General features: G+C 36.2%; 17 protein-coding genes. 4 read left to right on the top strand and 13 right to left on the bottom strand.

Annotation, left to right across the window (positions count from 1 at the left end):
* Window positions 1-308: 308 nt before the first annotated feature.
* Window positions 309-2,861 carry an adenosylcobalamin-dependent ribonucleoside-diphosphate reductase gene (locus tag NQ163_RS08500; protein ID WP_268189901.1) on the bottom strand — a complete coding sequence of 851 codons (2,553 nt, stop codon included), beginning with the start codon at window positions 2,859-2,861 and terminating at the stop codon, window positions 309-311.
* A gap of 369 nt (window positions 2,862-3,230) precedes the next feature.
* Window positions 3,231-4,460 (bottom strand): 3-deoxy-D-manno-octulosonic acid transferase, encoded by a 1,230-nt coding sequence (locus NQ163_RS08505; RefSeq protein ID WP_268189902.1) that lies wholly within the window; start codon window positions 4,458-4,460, stop codon window positions 3,231-3,233.
* Between the two features lie 139 nt (window positions 4,461-4,599).
* Between NQ163_RS08505 and NQ163_RS08510 the strand changes: the two genes are divergently transcribed.
* Entirely contained in the window at window positions 4,600-8,049 is a 3,450-nt protein-coding gene (locus NQ163_RS08510; RefSeq protein WP_268189903.1) for a hypothetical protein, read from the top strand.
* Between the two features lie 70 nt (window positions 8,050-8,119).
* Complete coding sequence (locus NQ163_RS08515) at window positions 8,120-8,968, top strand: HAD family hydrolase (protein ID WP_268189904.1); 849 nt, start codon at window positions 8,120-8,122, stop codon at window positions 8,966-8,968.
* A 4-nt stretch (window positions 8,969-8,972) separates the two neighbouring features.
* Here the strand turns inward: NQ163_RS08515 and NQ163_RS08520 are convergent, their stop codons facing one another.
* From NQ163_RS08520 to NQ163_RS08565, 10 genes are all read right to left on the bottom strand, one after another.
* On the bottom strand, window positions 8,973-10,196 hold the full coding sequence (locus NQ163_RS08520; RefSeq protein WP_268189905.1) for an alanine dehydrogenase: 1,224 nt from the start codon (window positions 10,194-10,196) through the stop codon (window positions 8,973-8,975).
* Window positions 10,197-10,290: 94 nt separating this feature from the next.
* Window positions 10,291-10,707, bottom strand: a complete 417-nt coding sequence (tsaE, locus tag NQ163_RS08525) for a tRNA (adenosine(37)-N6)-threonylcarbamoyltransferase complex ATPase subunit type 1 TsaE (RefSeq protein ID WP_268189906.1) — start codon at window positions 10,705-10,707, stop codon at window positions 10,291-10,293.
* A gap of 21 nt (window positions 10,708-10,728) precedes the next feature.
* Entirely contained in the window at window positions 10,729-12,288 is a 1,560-nt protein-coding gene (gene porX, locus NQ163_RS08530; RefSeq protein WP_268189908.1) for a T9SS response regulator signal transducer PorX, read from the bottom strand.
* A gap of 27 nt (window positions 12,289-12,315) precedes the next feature.
* Window positions 12,316-15,897 (bottom strand): type IX secretion system periplasmic lipoprotein PorW/SprE, encoded by a 3,582-nt coding sequence (gene porW, locus NQ163_RS08535; RefSeq protein WP_268189909.1) that lies wholly within the window; start codon window positions 15,895-15,897, stop codon window positions 12,316-12,318.
* A 226-nt stretch (window positions 15,898-16,123) separates the two neighbouring features.
* Complete coding sequence (locus NQ163_RS08540; protein ID WP_268189910.1) at window positions 16,124-17,221, bottom strand: Mrp/NBP35 family ATP-binding protein; 1,098 nt, start codon at window positions 17,219-17,221, stop codon at window positions 16,124-16,126.
* Window positions 17,222-17,454: 233 nt separating this feature from the next.
* Complete coding sequence (locus NQ163_RS08545) at window positions 17,455-17,793, bottom strand: MGMT family protein (protein WP_268189911.1); 339 nt, start codon at window positions 17,791-17,793, stop codon at window positions 17,455-17,457.
* Window positions 17,794-18,537 (bottom strand): tRNA (guanosine(46)-N7)-methyltransferase TrmB, encoded by a 744-nt coding sequence (trmB, locus tag NQ163_RS08550; protein WP_268189913.1) that lies wholly within the window; start codon window positions 18,535-18,537, stop codon window positions 17,794-17,796.
* Window positions 18,538-18,555: 18 nt separating this feature from the next.
* Window positions 18,556-19,029 (bottom strand): gliding motility lipoprotein GldH, encoded by a 474-nt coding sequence (locus NQ163_RS08555; protein WP_268189914.1) that lies wholly within the window; start codon window positions 19,027-19,029, stop codon window positions 18,556-18,558.
* Window positions 19,026-20,180, bottom strand: a complete 1,155-nt coding sequence (locus NQ163_RS08560) for a PSP1 domain-containing protein (RefSeq protein WP_268189915.1) — start codon at window positions 20,178-20,180, stop codon at window positions 19,026-19,028. Before NQ163_RS08560 ends, NQ163_RS08555 begins: the two co-directional genes overlap by 4 nt.
* Window positions 20,181-20,275: 95 nt before the next feature.
* Entirely contained in the window at window positions 20,276-21,400 is a 1,125-nt protein-coding gene (locus NQ163_RS08565) for a DNA polymerase III subunit (protein ID WP_268189916.1), read from the bottom strand.
* 352 nt (window positions 21,401-21,752) lie between these two features.
* Between NQ163_RS08565 and NQ163_RS08570 the strand changes: the two genes are divergently transcribed.
* Together NQ163_RS08570 and NQ163_RS08575 are read left to right on the top strand one after the other, a co-directional pair.
* Window positions 21,753-22,940: a phosphoglycerate kinase gene (locus NQ163_RS08570; protein ID WP_268189917.1), complete on the top strand. Its 1,188-nt coding sequence runs from the start codon at window positions 21,753-21,755 to the stop codon at window positions 22,938-22,940.
* Between the two features lie 172 nt (window positions 22,941-23,112).
* Window positions 23,113-24,096 (top strand): LuxE/PaaK family acyltransferase, encoded by a 984-nt coding sequence (locus NQ163_RS08575; protein WP_268189918.1) that lies wholly within the window; start codon window positions 23,113-23,115, stop codon window positions 24,094-24,096.
* 410 nt (window positions 24,097-24,506) lie between these two features.
* Here the strand turns inward: NQ163_RS08575 and NQ163_RS08580 are convergent, their stop codons facing one another.
* Entirely contained in the window at window positions 24,507-25,514 is a 1,008-nt protein-coding gene (locus NQ163_RS08580; protein ID WP_268189919.1) for an aldose epimerase family protein, read from the bottom strand.
* Between the last annotated feature and the right edge of the window lie 26 nt (window positions 25,515-25,540).

The raw sequence follows: 25,540 nt of genomic DNA on the forward strand, positions 1-25,540 counted from the left end.
AATGTAAAGAAAAAGGGCTTCTCAATGAAAAGCCCTAACAACAGAAATAAATTTAAACAGTCGTATGTCAATTTCTTGAACTCACCATTGCTGATATGGGAATCAACTTTATATTTATAAGTTTTAAAACTGAAATCTAAACTGATTGAAACAAAAATAAGATTTTTTGCTTACAAAACAAGTGCTTTAAAACAATTTTACTTACAATTCAAAATAAACACATCTGCTATTTTTAAAACTCAAAACAAAAAAAAGGAGTCTTAAAAGACTCCTTTATTTAAATAGTAGTTTGTTATTTTATAAAGTGCTTACCCACATTTTGATGTTCCACAAGACTGACAAATTAAACATCCTTCCTGGTAAATGATATGATCCGAACCACAATCAGTACATTTCATCCCTTTGGCTTTGGTTCCATTCGGAATGTACTTTTTAAGTGCGCGTTCAACACCATTTTTCCAGGTATTAATATTTTCACTATCCAACTGAAGACCAGAAACAAGGTTTACTACTTGTTCAATTGGCATACCATGACGCAATACTCCTGAAATCAGTTTTGCATAGTTCCAGAATTCCTTATCAAATTTGTAAGATAAACCTTCGAATGTTGTTTTGAATCCTCTCTTGTTACAGAACTGGAAGTCGTAACGAGTATTCCCTTCATCATCTTTTCTCTTAATGATAATACCTTTATTCACTGATTTTGGCAACAAGATACCTTCTTCATCATCAGCAATACCGGTAAAAATTTCGTAAGGCTGTCCTTTATACAAACCGATAAATGCAATCCACTTTTCTTTGTTATTTTGGAAACGAACAATTTCTGCTTCCAATTCAGCAGGACGTTTTTCTGGTACAAGCTTAGTCTCTTCCTCTTTATTATCGTTAGAGATCAATACACCTGAACGAGATCCGTCACGGTATACTGTACAACCTTTACAACCGCTTTTCCATGCTTCAACATACAAATCACCAACCAATGATTCCGGTACATCAGAAGGCAAGTTTACCGTTACACTAATCGAGTGATCAACCCATTTCTGAACTTTTCCTTGCATACGAACTTTTTGTACCCAATCTACATCGTTCGAAGTTGCTTTATAGTATGGTGATTTTTTCACCAATTCATCAACTTCCTCGTTTGTGAAGTGCTGAGCTGCGTTAATTCCATTTGCTTCCATCCAGGTAACAAACTTGTGGTGGAATACAACAAATTCTTCCCAGCTATCACCAACCTCATCTACAAAGTCAACTCTTACGTCTTTATCGTTAGGGTTTACTTTTCTTCTACGCTTGTAAACAGGCATAAATACAGGCTCAATACCAGATGTTGTTTGAGTCATCAAACTGGTTGTTCCAGTAGGAGCAATGGTCAAACAAGCAATATTTCTACGACCATATTTTTGCATGTCTGCATAAAGACTCTCATCAGCCTCTTTCAAACGTAAAATAAATGGGTTTTTACTTTCTCTCTTGATGTCGAAAATATCGAAAGCTCCACGATCTTTTGCCAAATAAACTGATGAACGATAAGCTTCAACCGCAATGGTTTTGTGAACTTCTACTGAGAAATCAATAGCTTCATCGCTACCATAACACATTCCAAGAGCAGCAATCATATCACCTTCAGCAGTTATACCAACACCAGTTCTTCTACCTTCGTTGGCTTTGGTTTTAATATTGTTCCAAAGATCTTTTTCTACTCTCTTAATTTCACTTCCTTCTGGATCTGAATCAATCTTTTCTATAATTGCATCAATTTTCTCCAATTCCAAATCAATGATATCATCCATGATTCTTTGCGCAAGAGCCACATGCTTCTTGAACAAATCGAAATTAAATTTCGCTTTTTTAGTGAATGGATTCTCTACATAGCTGTACAAGTTAATTGCCAACAAACGACAGCTATCGTAAGGACACAAAGGAATCTCTCCGCAAGGATTTGTCGAAACCGTTCTGTAGCCTAAATCAGCATAACAATCAGGTACCGATTCATTTTCAATGGTATCCCAGAATAAGATTCCTGGCTCTGCAGATTTCCAAGCATTGTGAACAATTTTATCCCAAAGCTTTCCTGCATCTATATCTTTCTTATAGGTTGGGTTTTCTGAATTGATAGGATATTGTTGGGTGTATGGTTTACCATCCAACACTGCCTGCATAAACTCATCGTGAATTTTCACAGAAACATTTGCCCCGGTAACTTTACCCTGCTCCATTTTAGCATCAATAAATTCTTCTGAATCCGGGTGCTTTACAGAAACACTTAGCATTAAAGCTCCACGACGACCATCTTGTGCCACCTCTCTGGTTGAGTTTGAATAACGCTCCATAAATGGAACAACTCCTGTTGAAGTTAAAGCTGAATTTTTTACCGGCGAACCTTTAGGACGGATATGAGATAAATCGTGTCCAACTCCACCTCTACGTTTCATCAACTGAACTTGTTCCTGATCGATCTTCATGATTCCACCATATGAATCGGAATCACCATCGTTACCAATCACGAAACAGTTAGACAAAGATGCAATTTGGAATTTGTTACCAATTCCTGACATAGGGCTTCCTTGAGGAACGATATATTTAAAGTCCTTAAGTACGGCAAAAATTTCTTCTTCGCTTAACGGATTCGGATAACGTTTTTCAATTCTTGCAATTTCACTTGCAATTCTGTGATGCATATCATCCGGAGTCTTTTCATAAATATTTCCAAATGAATCTTTCAGTGCGTACTTGTTCAGCCAAACACGTGCTGCCAATTCGTCTCCATTAAAATATTTAAAAGACGCTTGAAAGGCTTCTTCAGGGTTGAAAGTCTCTTTCATTTTTTCTCCTTGTTGTTGCTTCTCTTTAACTTCCATTCAGGTTCTCAAAAAAGTGGTTCTTACTGCGAATAACTTGTCTCTATATATCAGCAAAATGACCGGCTTCACCCGGTCCATTTTTGTAATATGCAAGTTACACAAAGCACACTTACCGTACAACATCAAAATCTTTTTTTAATAAAAAGTTATCCACAAAAACATGTTAATTTATTGATATTGTGATTTTTATTTTTTTCATTTTTTTGAAAAGTTGTCCAAAAAGAAAAACTCACATCTCTTCTCAGATAATAAAACTTCTCGATTTAAACAAATCCGTTCATCACCATTTTAAGGTGATTTATAAAAATACAAAGTCAAAAACGTGGCACCCCCAGTAAAAGCTGAGCATCCAAAAAAGACAATAAATCAGACCTGAATTTCCGATAAGATTTTATCGCTAGCTCCACGCATCCTATCTACGTAATTTTTAGCCTGGAGCCCTGAATAATTTCTTTTTTCTGAATTTTCGTAGAAGATATCAAGAAGATTTTTCAATTCAGAATAGTTTTCATAAGATTTTGAGGCACCTATTTCAATAAGATCTTTTGCTTCCTGAAATTTATGGTAATTTGGTCCAAATATTACAGGTAATCCAAAAGTAGCTGCTTCCAATGTATTGTGAATTCCTCTTCCAAATCCTCCTCCGATATAGGAAACCGTACCATATCGATACAAAGAAGATAAAACACCAATGCAATCGATCACCAATACTTCTGCTACATCAATTTCTTCTTTTGTTGCCTTGGTATATCTCACCCATGATTTTTGAATTTTAGAAGTGATGTTGTTAATATGATCGTCATCTACTTCGTGCGCAGCAATAATATATTTGTAGGAATTTTTAGTCTCATTTAAATATTTGATGATATTCTCTTCATCTTTTGGCCAGGTACTGCCTGCAATAAGAACCTCCTTACCCTGTGCAAAGCTTTCCACCTTTGGCAAAGTTTTAGATCTGCTTGCAATTGTATATACACGATCGAATCGGGTATCACCAGTAAGTGTTACATTCGAAAGACCAATACCATTTAATAAATCAACCGATTCCTGGTTCTGCACAAACAAATGGGTAAATGCACTTAACATTCTCCTGTGAAAAGTTCCATATCCTTTAAAAAACAATTGATCTGGTCTGAAAATCGTAGAGAAAATATAAGTTGGCACATTTCTTCTCTTCAACTCTTTAAGATAGTGATGCCAAAACTCATACTTAATAAAAAATGCCATTTTTGGATTTACGATATCCATAAAACGCTTTGCATTACTGGCAAAATCTGGTGGTAAATAAAAAATATAATCAGCTCCTTCGTAGTTTTTTCTAACTTCATAACCCGACGGTGAAAAGAATGTTAGTAGAATTTTACTGTTTGGATATTTCTCTTTGAAACTCTCAATAACTGGTCTACCTTGCTCAAATTCTCCCAAAGAGGCAGAATGAAACCAAATAATATCTTCTTCGCCATACATTGCCTTTTGAAGCTTTGCAAATACATTCTTTCTACCAACAACCCACTGCTTGGCTTTGGGGTTAAAAAATGCAGCAATTCTAATTAAAAGAACATACAATCGAATCGACAGGTTGTAAAAAAGAACCATATTTGAAAAAAAATTAATGTTTAACGGAACAGCTTCGCTATATTTATTCTCTACAAAACTAATAATTTTAGAGATCAGATTTCGTTATTAGAGAAGCGAATCATTTAATGCCTTAAGTCAGCCTAAAGAATATCTTCTATTGAAACTTCGGATCCTCATCATATTACTTCTTTGTTTCGGTCTTAAGCAGATCGGATTCTCTCAAAATAATCTAAGATCCAAAAGAATTTTAGTCAATAGAGATACCATACAGCTAGACTCCTTAATTATTTTACCATCAACCGTAAAACTATTCTATAATAAGAAAGAAATACAAAAGAATTGGTATCAAATTAATTCTGCAAAAGGAGAACTGATCAGCAGTCCAAAACTAAAGGAAATTAACGATTCAATCCTCATTAAATATAGAATTTACAATTACAATATCAGTAAACCGATATACACAAGAGATCTCTCTGAAATTAATTTAGCAGGAGATGCAAGACCAAGAGCATTTTCAACTGTAAGAGCTTATAGCAACAGAGGTATTCTTAACGACAGCCAGTTGCAAAAGCAAGGAAATTACTCCAGGGGCATTTCATATGGAAACAATCAGGATGTGGTCACCAACTCTAATTTAAACCTTCAGTTATCTGGTAAATTGAGTGATGATGTTAATATTCTGGCAGCCATTTCCGACAATAACATCCCTATTCAACCCGACGGAAATACACAATCCATTCAGGATTTTGATAGAATCTACATCAAGCTTTTTGATGATACCAAAGAACTTACCCTTGGTGATTACGAAATAGAATCGCCGGAAGGAAATTTTATGCGCTTCTATAAAAAAGTGCAAGGAGGGAAGTTTTCTGGTTTGATTAGCAAAAACAAGAATGGCAATGAGTTGAAATCAACAATTAGTGCTTCAATCGCCAAAGGGAAATTCAGAAGAATGGAAATTCCAGGATCGGAAGGAATTCAAGGTCCATACCGATTAACTGGTGTGAATAATGAAAGCTATATTGTAGTTCTGGCGGGTTCGGAAAAAGTATTTGTAAATGGTAAAAAGTTAATGCGCGGAGAAAACTACGATTATGTGATCAATTACAACACTGCGGAATTGAGTTTTACTACCCAACAGCCAATAACAAGAAATTCTCGCATCGTTGTGGAGTTTGAATATTCTGAAGAGAACTATTCTCGTTACCTGATTTTTAATGCCAATGAGTACAAAACCAAGAATGGAAAAATTTGGTTCAATATTTATCATGAGCAGGATAGCAAGAATCAACCCTTGGATCAAACCTTAAGCCAGGAAAACAAACAACTATTAAGTAATATTGGTGATAATCTTAATTTAGCCATAGTTCCTAACGAAGAGGTGGTGGAATATTCCAATGATTTTGTTCTGTACCGAAAAATTTCCAAAACTGTGGGCGAAGCCACTTACTCTGTATACGAATACTCTACCCTACCAGAAGAAGCAATATACAGGGTGAATTTCTCCTTTGTTGGAAGCAATAGAGGGAATTACATTCAGATTAATAGCGTAGCCAATGGTAGAGTTTATCAATGGGTTGATCCAATAGATGGAGTGGCACAAGGCGATTATGCTCCCGTATCGAAATTAATCACTCCACAAAAACAACAGATGATTAGTGCAGGAGCAGATTACAAGCTATCACAAACGTTCAATTCGCGATTTGAGATTGCCTTAAGCAATAAAGATTTAAATACATTTTCTTCCATTGATGATGGCGACAATCAAGGTATTGCAGCAGAATTTTCCCTGGCTAAAAAAACTTTAATTGCCGACACAACTAAATTTCTAAACACTCAGCTCAACATGCATTTTATTCAAAAAAACTTTGAGCAAATAGAAAATTTTAGATCGGTTGAATTCAATAGAGATTGGAATATTGAAGAAAGTGCCAATAAAAGCAACGAAAACCACATTGCCCTGGTAAATCAATTCAACAATGCAAATTGGGGTTCAATTACTCATAATATATCTATACTAAAAAGAGAATCTGATTACAAAGGTGTTAATCAAAATTTAAACTTAGCTTATCAGAAAAGCAGGTATTCTATACAGTTCAATGGTAATTTATTAACTACTGATCAGAAAAATCTGGAAAGTAAATTTTATCGACACACATTGAATGCTGCGTACTCAACAAAAATTGCCAAAATTGGTATTGAAACCGAAAATGAAAACAATCAGATTGAAAATTCCGAAAGTGAAAGCCTGTTGGCTAGTAGCTTCTCCTTTTATTCTTATAAGTTCTATATCGAAAATCAGGATTCAACTAAAAATCAATTTCAAGCCTATTACCGCAAACGAAAAGATTTTCTTCCACTGGATAATGAGTTAAAAACCCAAAGTGAATCGGAGGATTTTGGTGGTAAAATATGGCTTAAAAAGAACAGGAAGCACCAATTAAAAATTGAAAGTATTTACCGACGATTAAAGATTAGTGAAAACGCTATTGGCAAGGAAAAACCGGAAAATACATTTCTTGGAAAACTGGAACATCAGGCCAAAGTAAAAAAAGGATTATTACAAACTTCTACATACTACGAATTGGGTTCAGGACTAGAAAGCGAAAAAGAGTTTTCATATGTTGAAGTGAATGATGGAAGAGGAGTTTACCGTTGGACCGATTACAACAACAACAACATAAAAGAGCTTAATGAATTCGAAATTGCCTCATTTAAAGATGAAGCCAACTACATTAGAATAGCCACCAATACGAACAAATACAATAAAGTTTATACCAGCGATTTTAGGCAAACCTTTAATTTGCGATTTAAGCGTATAAAAGCAAAATCGAGCATTGGTTCGTTCATTTCCCGATTTAGCAATCGCTTTGCTTATCGTCTGTCTAAAAAAAGTTTAAAAAATGATTTTAATCTTTACGCTAATCCATTCCAATCGCATGCTTCAGACGAAAATTTAATTACTGTGAACTCAAGCTTTCAGAATACTTTCTCGTACCGAAAACCCAAATCGAAAACCAATTGGGATATTATTCATTTAAGTAGCAGAAACAAACAATTGCTTACGCAAGGATTTGAGAGACGCAAGTTAGAACAGAACGGATTCCGCTACAACTGGAACATTGGCAAATCGAGTCAAATTTCGAATCGTATCGATTTCGGCACAAAGAGCCTTTATCAGGAAGGATTTTCCAATCAAAACTATCGCTTAAAGGAGATCAAAAACGAGCTCCAACTAAAATTTCAAACCAGTCTTGTATTTCAATTTGGCTTAAGCTACACTTATCAGCAAAAAGACAACAAACTATCAAGCGAAGAATCAAAAACTCATAATCTTGGAGCCAATTGTCAATATGCATTAACAAAAACCGGAAAACTTCAGGCTGCAATTAATTTCCTAAATCTGGAATACAATTCTGATTCAAATACTTCTATAGCCTACGAAATGTTAGAGGGATTTTTACCTGGAAACAACTCAACCTGGAACCTGGCTTACAACCAACAATTATCTAAAGTCTTTCAAATGAATATTTCCTATAGCGGTCGTCAAAGTGAAGGAGGAAAAACCATACATGTAGGCAGCATGGAGTTGAGAGCTTATTTTTAATTAAACTCGATTCTGTAATTATCTTTCAACTTAAAAATGTAATTTTAGCTGTTAGGTAAAGTAGAAATTTATGACAGATCAGATTAAAATTGTAGTAAGCGATTTAGATGGAACCTTGCTACCATCAATGGGCGAGGTTAGCAACAGAAATTACGAGTGTTTACAACAACTTAAGGAATCGGGAATTACAAGAGTGATTGCCACAGGACGAACTTTATATTCTGCCATGGCTGTTTTGCCTGAAGATTTTCCTATCGATTATCTAATTTTCTCTTCTGGTGCAGGCATCATGGATTGGAAAAGCAAGGAATTAATCTACTCACAGCAAATTGAAGCTGAAGAAGTACTGGAGCTTTCCCAAATTTTAATGGATCATGAAATTGACTTTATGATTTTAGATCCAATCCCTAACAATCATCAATTCTGGTATTATAAAACGGGAAACAAGAATTCCGATTTTGACAGAAGATTAAATCTGTACAAACAATTTTCTACACCTGTGGGCAACATTCAGGACACAAAGCGAGATGCTTGCCAAATTCTGGCAATTCTACCAAACAAAGAAGCGTGGTTTGAAGAGCTAAAAACCAAGTTTGATGACATTAAAATCATTAGAGCCACCTCTCCTTTGGATCATGAATCCATTTGGATGGAGATATTCCCCTTGCACATTTCCAAGGGGCATGGCTGCGAATGGCTGTGCAACAGGTTAAAAATAAGTGCAGATAATTCTTTTGTTATTGGTAATGACTACAACGACATTGATCTTTTGGAATGGGGAAAACACAGCTATGTAGTTGACAATGCTCCGCATGAATTAAAAGACAAATACCAAGTAACCGAAAATGTAATTAAAGACGGTTTTGCCATAGCCGTACAGAAAGTTTTAAGTGAATGCTCTGTAAAAAACAATGCTTAAAGACTTACATCGCTGCCAGCAACAAATCAATATCTTTTGCAAGGATTCCAAAAGTATCTCCCAATCTTCGGTTGGTTAAAATACCGCGATACACATATGCACCTTTACGAAGACCCATATCGTTTTTAATAAATTTATGAACGCCGCCATTCTGTCCAATATTCAGCAATAACGGAGCACAAATATTACTTAGTGCCAATGATGCTGTTCGAGCCACATGCGATGGTACGTTAGGAACACAATAGTGAAGTACGCCATATTTCTTGTAAACCGGATCTTTATGATTGGTCAGCATAGAGGTTTCGAAGCATCCTCCCTGATCAATACTTAAATCAATAATAATGGAGCCCGCTTTCATATTCTCAACCATCTCTTCGGTTACCATATAACCTACATGTTCTTTATGGTTGCGAATTGCCCCAATTACCACATCTGCAGAAGCCAAAGCTTTTTCAAGTACCTGAGGATGATAAATGGAAGTAAATACCCTGTGTCCCAAATGATCTTCCAATCTGCGCAAGCGATAAATGGAATCGTCGAAGACCTTAACCATTGCGCCCAAACCAAGAGCTGCCCGAGTAGCGTATTCAGCAGCAGTACCTGCACCCAATATTACAACCTCGGTTGGTGTAATTCCAGTAATGCCACCCAGCATAACACCTTTTCCACCATGTGCCTTACTTAAATACTCACCGGCAATCATGATAGATGAAATACCGGCAATCTCAGCCATTGAACGCACCACTGGGTAATAATTATCTCGATCTTTAACCAGTTCCAAGGCAATGGCAGTTACTTTCTTCTGCATCAACTTGCGAACATTCTCGCCACACTGACTTTTGATTTGAAGAGCCGAAAATAAGATTTGATTGCCTCGAAGCATATCGATTTCGGCACTTGAAAATGGTGATACCTGCATAATGGTATCACACTGATATACTTCTTTTTTTTCAAGAACAATACGTGCACCGTTTTCGCTGTATTCTTTATCGGTATAGTTCGATGCCAAACCAGCTCCTCGCTCAAGAACCACTTCATGACCATTGTTTACCAACAACTCCACTGATTGCGGAGTAAGACAAACACGATTTTCACCACGGTATTCCTCTTTGGGGATACCAATAACCAATTGTTTGCGTCGGCGTTCTAATTCCAACATTTCTTCCTTAGGCTGATAGAATTCATGACCTAGTGGGAAGTTCTTTGATCCTTCACTTAACGGCGCCATATGCTATATTGTAATATTTAATGGAATACTTACTTTGGGTAAGCCATTACAATTTAAGAAATTTTTGCCTTTTTTCAGCTTATACTATTTCTCATTAAAGTATGCGAATACTTCTGCTACCATCCGCTTCTTCATTGAAGTGAACTTCAATAGTATCATTAGGAAGAATAGAATCAATTTTTTCAGGCCATTCAATAAAGCACATGGCATCACTATAAAAATAATCCTCGTACCCAAAATCATAAGCCTCCTGAACATCATCAATTCGATAGAAATCGAAATGATAAATTATATTTTCCTTGGCCGTATGGTACTCGTTTACAATGGCAAAGGTTGGACTATTTATGGTATCCTGCACTCCCATTTCTTCGCAAATGGCTTTTACAAATGTTGTTTTTCCAACACCCATTGCGCCATGCATTGCAAAAATTCTCTTATCTCCTACCAGCTTAATAAATTCAGCTGCAACAGAGTTAATATCTTCCAGCGAATTGATTTTTAATTCCGTCATTTCCTGCTAAATCTTTGTGTTTTAATTTTTCTTAGGACTTAAAGTAACCAGCGGAACAATCATCTCTTCCAAAGAAATTCCTCCATGTTGGAAAGTATTTCGATAATAAGAGCTGTAATAATTAAAATTGTTCGGGTAAGCCAAAAAGTCCTCTCCGAATGCAAAGATATAAGAAGAACTAACATTTACTTGCGGTAAGTTCGCTTTTCGTGGTTCTGTAACCTCAAAAACCTCTTTCGACTTATAATTCAGGTTCTTTCCTTGCTTGTAACGCAGGTTGGTATTGGTTTGTCTGTCGCCAATTACCTTAATCGGATTTTGCACACGAATGGAGCCGTGATCGGTAGTGATTACGAGCTTTACATTCTGTTCCGATAACTTTTTAATCAACTCTAGCAACATGGAATGTTCGAACCACGATAAGGTCAAGGATCGATATGCAGCCTCGTCTGCTGCCAATTCCCGAATCATTTCACTTTCGGTTCTGGCATGAGAAAGCATATCAACAAAATTGTATACAAAAACACTTAACTGAGAATTTAAAATGGAGTTAAGATTATCCAAAACCTTTGCTCCCATTTTTTCATTGTTAATTTTCTCGTAATGATAAGTGTAATCCTTATAATGGCGCTTCAGTTGGAATCCTATAAAATCTTCTTCATGAATGTTCTTGCTACTTTCTTCGTCCTCATCAATCCAATGCTGTGGGTGTCTTTTTTTGATTTCCAAAGGAGTTAAACCAGAAAACATTGAGTTACGTGCATACTGCGTAGCCGTTGGAAGAATAGAATAATACATCGAATCATCTTCAAGTACAAAGTAATTGCTTATTACCGGATACAATGTTTGCCACTGATCGTAACGCAAATTGTCAATTAATATAAAGGCTACCTTCTGTCCCTGATCCAGTAGTGGATAAACTTTTTCTTTGAATACATTGGGTGTAAGCAATGGCTTATCCTCTTCATCCGGATCCATCCAGGAAAGGTAATTTTTCTTTACAAAGCGAGCGAATAGATTATTGGCCTCGGTTTTCTGCATTTTTAGAATTTCATCCATTCCGGAATCTTCGATATTGGAAAGTTCCAGTTCCCAAAACACCAATTTTCGGTACATCTTCATCCAATCCTCAAAGTTGCGGCAATCGTTAATTTCCATTCCCATTTGCCCAAACTTCGATTGATAAGCCATGGTTGTTTTCTCTGAAACCAATCGCTTTTTATCGATGTGTTTTTTAAGGGTAAGCAAAATTTGCTTTGGGTTCACAGGTTTAATCAGGTAATCGGATATTTGCTTCCCAATAGCCTCATCCATGATATCTTCTTCCTCGCTTTTTGTAATCATTACAATAGGCAAGGCAGAATCTATCGATTTGATTTCACTTAGCGCTTCCAGCCCACTCATTCCTGGCATATTTTCATCCAATAAAACCAAGTCAAAGTGTGATTCTTTCACCAAATCGAGCGCATCGTAAGCATTATTACACGACACTACCTCGTATCCTTTTTCCTCTAAAAAAATAATATGAGGTTTTAACAGCTCTATCTCATCATCAACCCAAAGTATCGTATTTTCTTTCACGCTTACACAATTAAATCAACCTAAAATCTATTTCAAATAGTATTTTTTAAAGAACTGAAGATATTTTGCGGTATCTCCATCTTTCTCAAATACCTTAAAGTTCTCATCGGAAATCACAAAATTGCGATACCCCACTTTTTCCACAGGCGCAAACAAATCGCGATTGGTAACAATAGCACGGAAATACATCATTGCCTGCTTTTTGCTTCTCATGTTCACGACCAATAACACATCACGCTTATCATCCAGCTCACGAACTTCAATTTTTAATGGCCCGGTATTGTATCTCTTAATTCCTGAAATCAACTGTTTCTTGTTCACATTCTCTCTTGTATAAATCAAGGCGAAATAATGCGGCAGTTTATCATTGAATTGATACAATCCCTCCTTTACAACTTTCTCTTCTTTCTTAACCGGAGCAACATCCTTCGCATCCAGGTAATTCTTTTTAAAGAAATCCAAATATGGGAACAAAGTTTTCTCTACATAAAACTTCTTAAAATTCTCCTCACTGATCACAAAGTTTCGGTAATCAACATTTTCAAGCTGAGTATAGATTGCATCATTTGAAACCAAACTTCTGAAATAGCTCATTGCATCAAGTTTCGAACCAATGTTGTTCACCACAATCATATTTAAATCCGCATCGTATTGTTCTTTTAACACGCTATAATCTTTGTCATGATTGTAAATATCATTTTTCAGCTTTCCGATATTAACTTTTCGTGCCGGTACCAAAAGAATAAACTTGTGATTATCTGCCGGATTAAATACAAACGCAGTAGAATCTAAATTGTTGTTTACAGCCACCAATTTACCTTGCTTTTTAACTGTAGATTGTTTTGATTTTCGTTCTATATTAAAATAGCTTTTTGTGTAAAAATTAAGGTACTGCTCAACGTCCTTGCTTTGCTTCAACAATTCAAAGTTTGATTGTGAAATGATAAAATTCCTGTAATCAACATCCTCTAATCCACTAAACGCCTTATTGCTGGTAATAATTCCATTAAAATAATTTAATGCATCTTCCTTGTTTTTCAGGCCTTTTACCATGATCATGATGTGATCCTTATTCAGCGATAAGCGATCAACTTTAAAAGTACGGCTGTTGTAGGCATCTGCATTGTATCTTGATACATTAAACAATGATCTGTTCGGGTCGCCATCCTGCTTAGAAAACATCAACACAAAGTAATGTTCCTCATCAGCTTTAAATTTATACAAACTCTTTGGCTTTTCATTTTTAGATTTATTATCCTTCACCTCAACCATTGCCTGTTCATCTTCAAGTCGCCAATTTCGAAGTAGTCTGTTTTGTCGGGCCAGCTCCATATCTTTGGCTGTGTACATAACAGGAGTAGCTCCTTTCTCCAATCCGGCAAGAATTGCTTTAACCGTTTGAGTGATTGCCTTGGTTGGATTAGCCTCCAATACCTGCTGAAGTGATTGCTTGAATACATTAACATTTTGTGTTCTTCCTACACACAAGGCTCTAAGGAACAAGAATCTTGGACGAAGATCACTTTCCGGATATCTTAACAAACCTTCATTACAAGACTTTACCACTCTAAAATAGTAGTAGTTCTGGAAATCCTCATAAGCCTGAGCATAAAGCTGATGTGCTCTTTGATATTTGGCATCCAGTTTTGACTGGTAATTAGGATCACTCAAAGCTTTTGCGTACTCACTATTTTTAAACTCAGTTAAAATTTTATTCTTGTAAAAATCTGATTTTGAATATCTGTTTAACGATTTATTGATTGCATAACAATGATAGTATGCTGAAAGCAAATATGGATTTTCGGGAAATCTTTCCAACAAGATTTCCAAACTTTCAAGGGCTTTCTCTTCATTATTCAGTTTCTCTTCATACACCAACGCTGCTTGGTACAATCCCTTCATAATTCTCTCGTCGGATTTTACCATAGCGGCTTTTGTCATTGGCAAATCCACCAAATAATACTCTTTGCTCTTCGGATCTTTCTTCTGCGACTGAGAACTAATGCCATCTCCTGACTCTTGCTCCAAAGCAATTTCAATATCCTCAATTGATGAATTGGATCTGTTCTTTCTTCTCCAATTGTCTTCCAGTTTTCTTCGGCCCCACTTGCGTTGAAATTCCGATTTTCCCAACCCTATGTTTGTTGGATTATAGAAATACCAATTCCCCTGACTTTGATTTCTATTGAAATTGTTATTTCCCAACATGTTATTCTGACTAAAGAAAGCTCTGTCGGATTGAGCTTCAGCTTCTATTAATCGCTGTTCTCTCTCCTTCTCGTTTATCTTCTTGATTAAGCCATTAATCAACTTGTCTCTATCGATCTTGCTCATTAAAGCAACTCTTTGCAAACTATCTTCGCGCACAACCATATTCAGGTTATTCACCAGTTCGGTAAGATTCCCAACTCTTTCTGATATTATTCTGTAGTTAGGATAATCGCTACCCAAATAGGTCATTGAACTATCGTAACACATTTGAGCTTTGGGGTAAGTTTCCTCTCCAAAATAATAATCACCCAGTTTTAAGAATGAAATTGCCTTTTGATTCTCATTGTACAAAGACACTTTTGTTGATTCCCAATAATAGGTAATCGCAGATTCCATATTCTCATCTACAACATCCATTTCGGCCATTGCATAGTAAATCTGATCTTTGTATTCCTTATTCTTCTCATCACGCAACATTTTGCGTAATCCTTTTCTTATTTCCTCTCCATTTTCGGCACCTGTATACGATAAAGCCCGGCTGATTTTTGCATTAAAAGTCATTTCATAGTTTGCATTCAAATCAATCAACTGCTGAAAAGCTCTTGATGCCTCACTCGGATTACCCAATTTTTGATGAATTTGTGCCAACAAATAGTAATATCTTGCTTTTGTGTGTTTGTTTTTAGATATGGCAATACACCTTTCCAAAGCAGGAATGGCATCTTCGAATTTCTCTTGTCTTATTGCTGCATCGGCATGTAAAGCTTCTATTCGAACCAAATCATCTTTCGACAAATTGTTGTCATCCGAAAGCCTTTCCAAAATTTCACTACCTGCAATAAATTCACCTCTATCAATTAAACTAACTGCTTTCCAAAGTTTAGCCTCAGGAACCAAATCCGACTCAGGATATTCTCTCATGATAAAATCATAAGCTTTCTCGGCAACGTGATATTCTCCCTTATAAAATTGTGCCTTTCCAATCAGCAGGTAACAATCATCAATCCAATTGTTGTATTCTTTCTTCTTACGGAATTCTTTGTATTTGTCTGACTGATTTCCTTTTTTACGTTTCGGCTTACGAGTAATGGAATGAATTTTAATGGCCTTGGTTGCTTTCTCCAATGCTCTATCCATGTTCGAAAAAGACAAAGATCTCGCAGTTGGATCCTGATATTCAAAAACGGGCAGTAAAATGGTATAATTTTCCTGAAGTCCGTTTTTAATTTTCTGCTGACCTTCCTTCAAGCTCTCTTTACCATTAAAATACACGTTGTAATGTGTGGTAAGAGCATGATACTGGCGGCTCATGAAAGTATTTTTCTGATTAGAACATGCATATGCAAAAATCAGAATGGCTATTATCGTTAAGGCTTGTTGAATTAGTTTACGAGTCAAGGCTAAATGTTTTGTTTGATAACACCGTAATCTTCGCGTTTTATACACCAAGGCTACTGGTATTATTCTGAGTTTATTAGATTCCCAAAATGGTATAACTGTTATCTGTTGATTTTTATTATTCTAAAAACTGAAATTTATTAAATAAAATCTAAAAATAGTTCTATTCAAGGAATAAAAAAAGGAGCAATAAATGCTCCTTTACTCTTTGTACTGTTTTATATCCTTATCGTGTAATCTTCACTCGCTCAGTTGGCGCTGATTTTTGGTTTCTAGCATCAACAGCTGCATTTAATTTAGCTGCCAAATCGGCGAAAGCCATACCAACTACAGAATCTTCGTTCACAGCAGCAGGTTTACCATTATCGCCACCTTCACGAATACTTTGAACAATAGGAATTTGACCTAGCAATTCAATTCCTTTTTCTTCAGCTAGTTTTTTACATCCATCTTTACCGAAAATGTAGTATTTATTTTCTGGCAACTCAGCAGGAGTAAACCAAGCCATATTTTCAACCATACCCAATACCGGAACATTAACACCTGGTCCTTCGAACATGCTAATTCCTTTTACGGCATCAGCCAAGGCAACCTCTTGTGGAGTACTTACCACAATGGCTCCTGTTACAGGAACAGTTTGTACCAAAGTAAGGTGAATATCGCTGGTTCCTGGTGGCAAGTCGATTAATACGTAATCCAGCTCTCCCCAGTTTCCCTCTTCAATCATCTGCTTTAAAGCATTGGAAGCCATTGGTCCACGCCAAACAGTTGCCTGGGCAGGATCAACAAAGAAACCAATAGAAAGCATTTTTACACCATAAGCCTCATGAGGCTCAATCAAATCCTTACCGTCAACATTAACCAGGTTAGGACGAGCGGACTCAGCGCCAAACATCAATGGAACCGAAGGACCATAAATATCGGCATCAATCAAACCAACTTTTGCTCCAGCTTTCGCCAATGCAACTGCCAGGTTCGATGATACAGTAGATTTTCCAACTCCACCTTTACCCGAAGCAACAGCAATAATATTTTTAACTTTTGGCAAAACTTTTGGTTCTTCAACCACATGCATTGCCTTTACTTTAATGTTTCCTTTGATTTCAGCTTCTCTATCAACAAATTTTAGAATGGCTGAAACACAGGCTTTTTTCAATGGAACGATATTAGGATCGTCTGATTTTTGGAATACCAAATCGAAACCAATTTTCTTTCCTTCAATTTTAATATTACGAACCATATCCAACCCCATGATATCCTTATCGGTACCAGGATATTGAACCAATTTTAAAGCGTCCGTAATTTGCTTTTGAGTGTAACTCATGATTTATGAATATTAATTCTTTAAAATATTTTTAATCAATTTAACTCTCAGCGCGAGCCACTGGCGAAACGATGAAATATTAAACTGAAATGCCGATATATAATCTGTTAGTCATTTAGAGTAAAAAACGATTAAATGACTTTTACTGATTAATAATCGGTATTGATCGAATTCCTTTCAATTTGATATTGAATTCGATAAGATACCAACAAAGGTATATATTTAGACTGAATTTAAATAGAATCCCAATCAAGTTCTTTCATGGGATCCCAAAATATATTGTCGAAGTCTTGTATTTGGTCATCAATCACAACAACTCCTTCATTTTCGAGAAGTTCTTGCATTAAATTTTCGCCTGGAAAATGATGTTTCCCACTCAGCATTCCCAAACGATTTACGACTCGATGAGCTGGAACATACGCTTTGCTGGAATGAGATTGATTCATGGCCCATCCAACCATTCTGGAACCTCTTGGAGATCCAACAAACTTGGCAATTGCACCATAACTGGTAGCTCTTCCGGCAGGAATTTGCCGAACTACTTCGTAAATTTTATCATAGAGGTCAGACATTTATTGTTTGCGCTTCTCTCTGCCAAAACTTCTGTATGAATCCAGTTCAATCTCAACATCAGGCTCAATAAATTCGGTTTTTCCATCAAGCCTGAACTTTAAGTACTTAATTGGAATTCCTCTGTCAAGAAATTGCTGTTCGTAGAATGTTCTGATCGAAAGAATATCATCGGCCTTTCCTGAATTGTACAAATCATTGGTATCAACATCAACCGAAAGAGAGTTTTCCTTAATTACATACGAAGTATATTCATACAAGAAATTACTATCTGACTTCAGGTGAATAATACCATCATTTGTCAAAAGATTTGAATAAAGCTTCAGAAAGCGTGTTCCGGTAAGTCTTTTTCTTTCTTTTTTCATTTGTGGATCAGGAAATGTAATCCAGATTTCAGAAATCTCACCTGATTCAAAAATTGATTCAAGAAGTTCTGCTTTGCTTCTGATAAATCCAACATTACCCAAACCTTCTTCGATAGCCGTTTTGGCACCGCGCCACATTCTTGCGCCTTTTATATCAATTCCAATAAAGTTTTTATTAGGAAATTTACGAGCTAAACCTACGGTATACTCCCCTTTTCCACATCCAACTTCCAATACAATTGGATTATCGTTTTTAAAAACTTCCTTATTCCACTTTCCTTTCAAATGATAATTTGTCTCCCAAACCTCTTTATGAGTTGGTTGAAATACATTATCAAATGTATCCATCTCAGCAAAACGCTGTAATTTGTTCTTTCCCACGACTAAACGCTAAAAATTTTATTGATTTGCTTTCTCAAGTCTTAAGCCAATATTCACTACTTCTTTCAATTCCTCATCGCGCATTCCCTGCACAATTTCGAATACGTAAATTCCCGATTTTTGGAAAACCACATTCTGCTTGAATGGAATTCTTAAATCGAAAATATCGCCAAATCCGCTACCAAACCATTTTCCTTTTTCGGTAGCCAAACTGCATTCGAACTTATCTTCGAGTACATTTCCATCCGGCGAAGTTCTCTTCACAAACAACCAAAGGTTGCTGTACGCATATCCACCAGTATTTCTAACATTGATATACAAATTGTGAACACTGATGGTATCTGTAACATCAACTTCAAAGCGAAGAGTATTGTTCATGCTCCAGGTGTAATCCGGGATTTCTTTATACTCTTCGTAAACACGATTCGAATCGCACGATTGTGTTGACAGTGCAATTACTGCCATGCAAAAAATCCAAATCAATTTGTTCATGATTTTGCTGGCTTGTTTGGTTTTCTTGGTTTACGACGGAATTTTCTTTTTCCTCTTCGTTTATTCGGATTTTCCTTCTTATCAAATCGATTCAAACTATCCTGTCCTACTACATTTTCATAGTCCAAGGATTTTTTGTTGTCAATTGATTTTTCAGAAATCAATTTATCAACCTTAGTTCCTTTCTTATTCAATCGGATAATTTCTTTCACTCTATCAACAGAAACCTGTACCATATTCATCGAATTAAACTTATCGAATGAGTACCACATCTGGCGTTTGAAGATATCTGTTTTCTGATGATAAGCAGTTCCATCCTTGGTCTCCAACGGAATACTTGTATTCGGAAAATCCTTTTGAGCATCGATATAACAATCCAACTCAAAATTCAGACAACATTTCAGTTTTCCACACTGTCCTGCAAGTTTCTGAGGATTTAAGGAGATCTCCTGATAACGAGCAGCATTGGTTGTTACCGAAACAAAATTGGTAATCCAGGTTGAACAGCATAGTTCTCTACCACAAGGACCAATTCCTCCAATTCGCCCAGCCTCCTGTCGTGCACCAATTTGGCGCATTTCAATTCTGATTTTAAATTGCTCTGCCAATACTTTAATCAACTGTCTAAAGTCAACCCTATCATCGGCGATATAGTAGAAAATTGCTTTTGTCTTATCTCCTTGATATTCAACATCGCCAATTTTCATATCCAGCTTCAATTCAGCAGATATTTGGCGCGCTTTAATCATTGTTTTGTGTTCCAGTGCAATGGCTTCGTGCCATTTTTCGATATCAACAGGCTTTGCCTTTCTGTAGACTTTTTTTGCCTCGTATGTATTCGGATCAAGCTTTTGTTTGCGCATTTGCTCCACAACCAAATCGCCTGTTAAGGATACAATACCGATATCATGTCCTGGTGATGCTTCAACTGCTACCACATCACCTCTTTGTAATCTTAATTGATTTGTATTTGAATAGAATCCTTTACGGGTATTCTTAAATTTTATTTCAACAACATCAGGACATTGTGCACTTTCAGGAACATCTTTCAACCAATCGTAAACATCAAGCTTACCAGCCAGAAGACGATGGTCTCTTTTATTGGATGCGCAGCCTGCGCATTTCCCTTTTGGTTCCTTATTTTCTGTCATATATATATTGATTATTAGTCGATAATCGACCGCAAAATTAGCTAATTTATTTTACAAACCTTTAAAGGTAACTATTTCGAGAAATTATTGGGTGATTAGGGGCGTAATAATTTAACCAGCTTTAAACCCAAATCAAGAAAAACGATCTTTGCGTTGGCATTTCTTTCAATGTCAGTATAGGCTTTAGAGAGCTCATCTGATATCATCCAAACATTATCCTCATTGATAAAAGGGGAGAATCGTTGCGAGAAATTCATTTCCTCGCCACTTAAATAAACCATTTCAGGCTGCTTTAAGTTTAGAATAAAATTCTCACGTATCATTCTAACCGCGTAATTCAAGAAACTTTTCTGACGTTCGCGTCCTATGGTAGCAATCTCTTCGGCCCAATCCATTATATCCAACACTTTACGAGCATAACAATGTCTCATAATGGTAATGAAGTTCTCAAAATTCTCTGCATTTTCATCTGAATTCTGAATAAGGATTCTTGCCTTACGGTAACTTCCTTCCGATAAACGAACCACATTCTTTAATTCCTGCTCGTTAAGGTTGAACTCATTTTTAACCGCAACAGACAATGATTCCTGATCGATTGCCGGAATTTTAATCAGTTGCGTTCGTGACAATATGGTTTGAAGTATTTTATCGGGCTCTTCCGACACCATAAAAAACAAAGTTTTCGACGGTGGCTCCTCAATCATTTTCAGAAGCTTATTGGCACATGAAGTATGCATTTTTTCAGGCAACCAAATGATCATTACCTTATAGTCGGATTCGTAAGTTTTTAAACTTAGTTTCCTGATAATCTCATTGCTTTCACCAGAGTAGATCATCCCCTGTGAGTTATCCACTCCAAGGGTTCTGTACCAATCTCCAATGTCAAAATAAGAATCACTCTCAATTTGCGAACGCCACAATTCAACAAAATTATCGCTCACAGGATTGGTAAATCCCTTCCCTTTAACAACTGGAAAAACAAAATGAAGATCGGGATGAACCAATTTCGCGTATTTTTTACACGAAGTACAAACCCCACACGAATCATTGTCTTTTCTATCCAAACAGGAAACATACTGCGCAAATGCAATTGCCATTGATAGTTTCCCAACTCCTTTGGGACCAATCAACAATTGTGCATGGCTAACTCTGTTTTCTTTAACGGTTTGAATAAAACGCTGTTTGACCTCTTTATGGCCAATTATATCTTTAAATTGCATGAATTTTCAATATGAAATGGTTTCGAACAGATCAGTTCAAGCCTCATCTGCTGATCAAAAATCATTTAATCCCGAATATGGTGCAAAGTTACATCGGGGTATCCAAAGTTAAAAAAATAAAGGAGAGCATTATCATTAAAGCTTAAGTTCAAAGTCAATTGAGAAAAAAATGACGTTTTTACCATTAATTTGCAATAAGGAAAAATTTATGCAATCGTTTCAAAGCCAAAGCTCTACATAATGTTACCATCTGATTACATGACACTTAAAAGCATTTCTCTTTCTTTTTTTGCAGCAATTTGAATAAAAACATACCTTTGTTTGGAAGAAAAAAATATAAAGACATATTCCAATGCAAACAATTGATTCATACAATTTTTCAGGAAAGAAGGCGATTATCAGAGTAGATTTTAATGTGCCTTTGAACGATAAGTTCGAAATTACCGATGACACACGTATCCGTGCTGCACTTCCAACTATCAAAAAAGTATTAGAAGGAAACGGATCAGTTATTTTGATGTCTCACCTTGGTAGACCAAAAGGTGTTGATGAAAAATTCTCATTGAAACACATCGTTGCTCACCTTTCTGCAAAATTAGGTGTTGATGTAAAATTTGCTGATGATTGTATTGGTGAAAGTGCTAAAACAATGGCTGCTGACCTAAAAGAAGGTGAAGTTCTATTGTTGGAAAACCTTCGTTTTTACGGTGAAGAAAAAGCTGGTGATGAAGCTTTCGCTCAAAAATTAGCTGATTTAGCTGATCTTTGGATCAACGATGCATTTGGTACTGCACACCGTGCTCACGCTTCGACTGCTGTTATTGCTAAATTCTTCCCTAACGACAAGATGTTTGGTTACGTAATGGAAGGTGAGTTATCGAGCGTTGATAAAGTATTGAAAGACTCGAAGCGTCCGTTGACTGCAATTATGGGTGGTGCTAAGGTATCTTCAAAAATTGATATCATTAAAACTTTAATGCCTAAAGTTGACCACTTGATTATTGGTGGTGGTATGACTTACACTTTCGTTAAATCGATGGGTGGTAAGATTGGTAACTCATTGGTTGAAGATGATAAGTTAGATATCGCAAGAGAAATTTTAAGTGCAGCTGAAGCAAACAATGTAAAACTTCACCTTGCAGTGGATGCATTAATTGCTGACGATTTCTCTAACGACGCAAATACTAAAGAATGTAACGTATCAGAAATTCCAGCTGATTGGATGGGATTAGATGTTGCTTCTGAAACTATTGAAAACTTCAAGAAAGTAATCGAAGAATCAGAAACAATTCTTTGGAATGGTCCTGTTGGAGTATTCGAAATGGATACTTTCGCTAAAGGAACCAAAGCAATTGCTGATGCAATTGTAACAGCTACTGAAAAAGGTGCTTTCTCATTAATTGGTGGTGGTGACTCTGTTGCAGCGATCAACAAGTACAACTTAGCTGATAAAGTAAGCTACGTTTCAACTGGTGGTGGTGCTCTTTTGGAATACATCGAAGGTAAAGAATTGCCAGGTGTTGCAGCTATTAGAGGATAATTAACGATCCATAATATTTCCCTTCACAGGGATTCTAAAAGCAGTCTTTCGAGGCTGCTTTTTTTTATTCTTAGAGGTAGAATTTTATGATTGTTTAAGATTCTCACTGATTAATGCTATGCAATAAACTTGGTTCAATTACCTTTGTAATCACAACAAATAGAAAATAGAAATGAACTGGAAGGAAAAAATATTTTCGATATCAAATAAAACTGAATTTGAACAAGTAGCACTGAAAATTTTTCGTTATCAAGCGGAAAATAATGAGGTGTATCGTGAATATCTTCAATATCTAAAAAAGGATGTAAATCAAATCAGCAAGCTTACAGATATTCCTTTTCTTCCCATAGAGTTTTTCAAATCCCGAAAGGTGGTTTCCTGCAACGATCCTGCAAAAGAAATTTTCACCAGCAGCGGAACAACTGGCAAGCTAACCAGCAGGCACTTTGTTCCCGATATTAGTATTTACGAAGAGAGTTTTAAGAAAGGTTTCGAGGATTTTTATGGACCAATAACAGATTATTGTGTTCTGGCTCTACTTCCTTCTTATTTGGAGCGCGAAGGTTCATCTTTAATCTATATGATGGAACACCTGATTAAAGATAGCAAGCATGCTAAAAGTGGATTCTACCTGCACAATCATGAAGAATTGATTGAATGCATTGCTGATTTGAAGAAATCGAATCAAAAAATTTTACTGCTTGGGGTTAGTTTTGCTTTGCTTGATTTGGCTGAAAAATATACGCTGGATCTTTCCGATGTAATCATCATGGAGACTGGTGGCATGAAAGGAAGAAGAAAAGAAATTACTCGTGAAGAGTTACATGCATTTCTTTGTTCCCGATTAGGCATAAATGAAATCCATTCTGAGTATGGAATGACAGAATTGCTTTCGCAAGCATACTCTAAAGGTCAGAGTCTATTCCAGACTCCCAATTGGATGAAAATCATGATTCGTGATGCTTACGATCCATTTAGCTATGAAAAATCAGGTAGAACTGGAGGTGTGAATGTAATCGATTTGGCCAATGTTCATTCTTGCTCGTTTATCGAAACTCAAGATCTTGGTAAAATCCACGAAGATGGAAAATTTGAAATTCTTGGTCGATTCGATCATTCTGATATTCGTGGTTGCAATCTACTTGTAAACGAATAAATCAGATTTTCACACCACAGAAGACTTGAGCTATTTTACTCAAAAATCGAAAAACAATACTTAAAGCTTGATCAGCATCCCTTTACCTATGATTTTCTTTCCTTTAGGATAGAATTTAACGGCTAAAAGCTCATTTTTCATGCTTTTAGGATTGAAAATCAAAGCTAAACCGATCAAATTCAAGACTGGAAGATTAAAAATCGATCCTAAAGGATTGCTTGTCGATGATATTCCCATCAAATTCAAAGCTCAAGGCTTTAAAATCAGTAAAATAAAAAACACCAAACAGAGATTAAATGAATGTAAACCAACTCTGTTTGATGTTAAAAGTATCCTTTACAAAAGGAATCTAGTCTGTTATAACTACTTTTTATCTTTAAGCAACATCAGATTTTATCCGATGTTAATCTTTAGCAAAACTTATAAATACACACATGCTTATACTTCTCACCTGGCCTTAAAATTGCATTTGGGAAGTGCTTATAGTTTGGAGAATTTGGAAAAACCTGCGTTTCCATAGCAAGCCCTGCACATTGTATAATTGGCGCTCCTTTTTTACCTGTTTCAGAGCCATCGAAATGAGCACCTGTGTAAATTTGAATACCTGGCTGATCTGTATACACTTCCATTTTTCGTCCCGATTTAGGGTCTGAAAGTACTCCTGCCAGCTTTATCGTTCCATCGAAATCATCCAAAACAAAATTGTGATCAATACCATCAAACATCCTGATTTGCTCATGATCTGCTTTGCATGCTGATTCTACTGTTTTTGCATTTGTAAAATCGAATGGCGTATCTTTTACCAATGCTATTTCTCCGGATGTTGTTCCCAATTCTGCTGAAATAGGCGTATAGTTTGAAGCATTTAATCGCAACTCATGATTCATTGCCGATCCATTGCCTGCACCATTCAGATTAAAATAAGGATGACTTGTTAAATTAATTACTGTTGGCTTTGATGTTTGTGCCTCATAGTCAATAACAAATTGATTATCATCTGTCAATCCGTATATTACTGAAACCTCCAATTTGCCCGGATAATTCTGATCGCCATCTTCACTAACCAGGTTTAATTGATAGGCCTGTACATATCTATCAATATCAACAGCGCTTACTTTCCAATTTCTTCGATTGAATCCATCCACACCACCATGTAAATGGTTGGTTTCGTTATTGCAATCCAACTGAAATTTTTCTCCATCAATTTCAAATTCACCATTTACGATACGGTTGGCATAACGACCACACAGGGCGCCAAAATACGCATCGCCTTCAAGCGTTTCCTCAATGGTATCATACCCTACTACAACATCGGCAACATTGCCTTTTGCATCAGGAACTTTTAATGAAATGATTTGACCGCCACGAGCAATAAAATCAATCTCTATATTTTTATTTTTAAGTGTATAAACCTGCATGTTTATCTTATTTATATTCGGAAGCC

Origin of the sequence: Marinifilum sp. D737, assembly GCF_026672275.1 — a bacterium.
GTDB lineage: Bacteria > Bacteroidota > Bacteroidia > Bacteroidales > Marinifilaceae > Marinifilum.